The organism is Mesorhizobium intechi (assembly GCF_002879535.1).
Lineage (GTDB): Bacteria > Pseudomonadota > Alphaproteobacteria > Rhizobiales > Rhizobiaceae > Mesorhizobium > Mesorhizobium intechi.
In genome coordinates this window covers 1-3,869 of record NZ_PNOT02000141.1, presented here as the reverse complement: position 1 = coordinate 3,869, position 3,869 = coordinate 1, and the positions used below count along the sequence as shown (strand labels likewise).

Sequence of the window (3,869 nt, the reverse complement as noted above, 5' to 3'; positions counted from 1 at the left end):
AGGCTGCAGACCGCCATCTCCGGTCAGCGCCGGACGCCGCGGTGCGGCAAGGCGTATGTCGCGTTCGACGACGACGTCGGTCGGGCCGCCGATCAGCAGCAGATGCTCGATGTCGTCGCGGCGCACTAGCACCAGCCGGCGATGGCTGTCGACGGCGGTGGCGTCCATCACGGCCAGCCGCGTCTTGCGGTTCCTGCCACCGGCGACAAAGGTACCGAAAGTCAGGTTGCGAACGAGCCTGACGATGACGAGCACGATGACCAGCAGGATCAGCGCCGCGAAGGTCCACAGGAGTGCCGCCGCATAACCAGGGCCCGCCACGCTATCCAGCCACTGCATTGGTTTCCCCTGATCGGTTTTGGAAAGTGACGCGACACTAGACCGTTGCGGCTGGCCACCGCAAGTTGCCTTTCACGCATCGTGAACAGCTTGAAACACTGGGAAGGCCGGCCGGCATCATTTTTATCTGACATTTGCCGCCCGGGCCTTTTCCGGACTAGGAGAATATGATTCAACCGGCTAAAGCGCGTCGCGCTGAAGCGGATTGATGCGACGCGCTTCAGGTCCTTGTATTCTTGCAGGTCGTTTTCCCAAAACCGACGTCATTTTTGGGCGACATGCATTAGGGGCGGGTGTCGGAGCATCGGACTTCACGAGCAGGGGGCATATGGCCAAGGAAGCGCGCGGCGATTTCTATCCGGTACCGATCGTCGACCAGAATACGCGACCGGGCGCGGTCACCCGGCTTATCATCTTCATCGTCGTTCTGACGGGGGCCGCAATCGTCTTCGGCCTGTTCCGCGAGCGCCTCGGGGACCCCTTCCTGCTGGGCATGCTTGGCGTGCTGGCGATGATCGGCGTCGGCTTCCTCTTTGCTACCGCGATCGGCTTCGTGCAGGTCACGCCGCGCTCGACCGGCGATGAGTTGTCCAAGGCTTTCGTCGATTCGATGGCGCAGGGTCTCCTTGTGACGGACACCAAGGGCCGCGTCGTCTACGCCAACCGTGCCTATGCCGACATGACCGGAGCTTCCTCGGCCGCCGACCTCAAGACGGTCGAAGGGCTGCTTTCGGATGTTCCCGAAGCCTCGGTGACGATTTACCGGCTGGCCTCCGGCCTGCGTGACGGCCAGCCGGGCGACGGCGAGTTCCGGCTGGCGCAGTCGATCCGGCCCGGCGCCGACCCCGGCGCCCGCTGGTACCGGGCGCGTGCCCGCACCTTCAACGTTCCGGGCCAGCGCTTGCCGATGCTGGCCTGGCAACTCGCCGACATTTCGCAGGAGCGGGCCGAGCAGGAACGTTTCTTCCTCGATCTGCAGAAGGCCATCGATCACCTCGACCATGCCCCGGCAGGCTTCTTTTCCGCCGACCAGGACGGTCGCGTCACCTACATCAACGCCACTCTGGCGGAGTGGCTGGGCATCGATCTTGCCAGCTTCACGCCCGGGGCGCTGACCTTGCCGGATATCGTTGCCGGCGACGGCATGGCCTTGGTGCGCTCGGTCAAGGCCGACCCCGGCACGACGCGCAACGCGGTCATTGATCTCGATTTGACGACAATGACCGGAGAGGCGCTGCCGGTGCGCTTCATGCATCGCGTTTCGGCCAGCCGCGAAGGTGTCGGCGGTCCGACACGGACGATCGTGCTCAACCGCACGCAAGGCGAGGACGCATCGGCCGATCTGCGCGCGTCGGAAGTGCGCTTCACCCGCTTCTTCAACTCGACGCCGATGGCGATCGCGGGCGTCGATGCCAGCGGGCGCATCCTGCGCACCAACGCGCCGTTCCTGTCGCTGTTTTCCTCGGTCGTCGACCGGGACGCCGTGGATCGCCGCGTGCGGCTCGATACGGTGATCCACGAGCGAGAGCGTCCGGCCTTTGCCGCCGCATTCGAGAAGGCCCGGCAGCGGCAGGCCGACATCGAGCCGATCGACACCGTGCTGCCCGGCAACGAGGAGCGGCACATCCGTTTCTACGTCAATGCCGTCGCCGACGGCACCGGCGGCGAGGGCGCAGAGGAATCGGCCATCGTCTACGCCGTCGAGACGACCGAGCAGAAGGCGCTCGAAGGGCAGATGGCGCAAAGCCAGAAGATGCAAGCGGTCGGGCAACTCGCGGGCGGCATCGCCCACGACTTCAACAATGTGCTGACCGCCATCATCATGGCGTCGGACCTGCTTTTGACCAATCACCGGCCGTCGGACCCGTCCTTCCCCGACATCATGAACATCAAGCAGAACGCCAACCGGGCGGCTTCGCTGGTCAGGCAGTTGCTGGCTTTCTCGCGCAAGCAGACGTTGCGGCCGGAAGTGCTGAACCTCACCGACGTGCTCGCCGATCTCAGGATGCTGCTTGCCCGCCTGGTCGGAAACGACATCAAGCTGAAGATCGACCACGGCCGGGACCTGTGGCCGGTCAGGGTCGATATCGGCCAGTTCGAGCAGGTTGTGGTCAATCTGGCGGTCAATGCGCGCGACGCGATGCCCGCCGGCGGCGATCTCACCGTGCGCACCCGCAACGTCACCGCCGAGGAGTGCAAGACCTTCTCCTATCGCGAACTCGCGGCGGCCGACTATGTCGTGGTTGAGGTCGAAGACACCGGCAGCGGCATCGCGCCGGATGTTCTGAAGAAGATCTTCGAGCCGTTCTTCACCACCAAGGAGGTCGGCAAGGGTACGGGCCTTGGCCTGTCCATGGTCTACGGCATCATCAAGCAGACCGGCGGCTTCATCTTCTGCGATTCCGAGGTCGGCAAGGGATCGACCTTCCGCATCTTCCTGCCGCGCCATATCGCGGAAGCGAAGAGGGCGGCCGAGCCCGGTGATGCGCCGAGTGCCGCGCCGGTCAAGCCGGTCGACAGCACCAAGGACTTGTCGGGGTCGGCCACGGTGCTGCTGGTCGAGGACGAGGATGCCGTGCGCATGGGCGGCATGCGGGCGCTGACCTCGCGTGGCTACACGGTGCACGAGGCCTCCTCCGGCGTCGAGGCGCTGGAAGTCTTCGAAGCCCTGGGCGGCAAGGTCGACATCGTCGTTTCGGATGTGGTCATGCCGGAAATGGACGGGCCGACCCTGCTTGGCGAGTTGCGCAAGCGCCAGCCGGATATCAAGTTCGTGTTCGTGTCCGGTTATGCCGAGGACGCATTCGCCAGGAACCTGCCGGCCGACGCGCATTTCGGCTTCCTGCCGAAGCCGTTCTCGCTCAAACAACTGGCGACGATCGTCAAGGATATGCTGGAGTCCTGATTTAGCTTTCTCCAACGGCCGGCCTTGCAGGCGGCCAAACCCGGCATCCACCATTACGCCGGCGGCGCGGTTGGAGGGCAGGCCTACGGATTGCTTCCCCGGGCGCAGGTCGAGGCGGTGAAGGCGCCGTCGGGCTGCTTCATGATGATGTCGAAGGAGGGCGGGTTCGGGCCATCCAGCGTTGCCTGGGTCATCGACAGCGAGTTGCCGCCCGTGGTGTAGCCGCCGAGTGGCCCCAGCCAGGAGATCTCGCCGTTTGCATCCATCTGATAGTTGTAGGCCTGCTGGGCGGTTCCGAAGGTTACCGGGCCCGTATAGACGTTCCCCTTGATCGTGATGTCGCCGAGATTGAGGAACATGCCGAGCAGGTAGACTTCGCAGTGATAGATGCCGTCAGGCATCTTGCCGTCGCTGAAGTCGGCCCGTGCGGCGCCGGTCGCTGCCGCCAGAAGCGCGGTGCCGATAAGAATGCGTGAAATCGGGGATGCCATAACGTCGCTCGGTTGAGCGGCGAGCTTGCCCTATTTTTGCGCCGTGCTGCAACATCGTCGGCCTGCCTCGCATGTTGAGGCCAAAATCTAGGCACTCGGTGAAATTGGGCAAAAATTGGGCAGATGCCATATGC

General features: G+C 64.2%; 2 protein-coding genes and 1 pseudogene. 1 reads left to right on the top strand and 2 read right to left on the bottom strand.

Annotated elements, in window-relative coordinates:
- A pseudogene (locus C1D09_RS12240) lies at positions 1–339 on the bottom strand (flagellar biosynthetic protein FliO); the annotation flags it as partial.
- A 328-nt stretch (positions 340–667) separates the two neighbouring features.
- On the opposite strand from C1D09_RS12240, the gene cckA reads away from it, so the two are divergent.
- Complete coding sequence (gene cckA / locus C1D09_RS12235) at positions 668–3,244, top strand: cell cycle histidine kinase CckA (protein WP_143974573.1); 2,577 nt, start codon at positions 668–670, stop codon at positions 3,242–3,244.
- A gap of 83 nt (positions 3,245–3,327) precedes the next feature.
- On the opposite strand, the gene C1D09_RS12230 is transcribed toward cckA, so the two are convergent.
- Complete coding sequence (locus C1D09_RS12230) at positions 3,328–3,735, bottom strand: hypothetical protein (RefSeq protein ID WP_143974571.1); 408 nt, start codon at positions 3,733–3,735, stop codon at positions 3,328–3,330.
- Positions 3,736–3,869 lie beyond the last annotated feature (134 nt).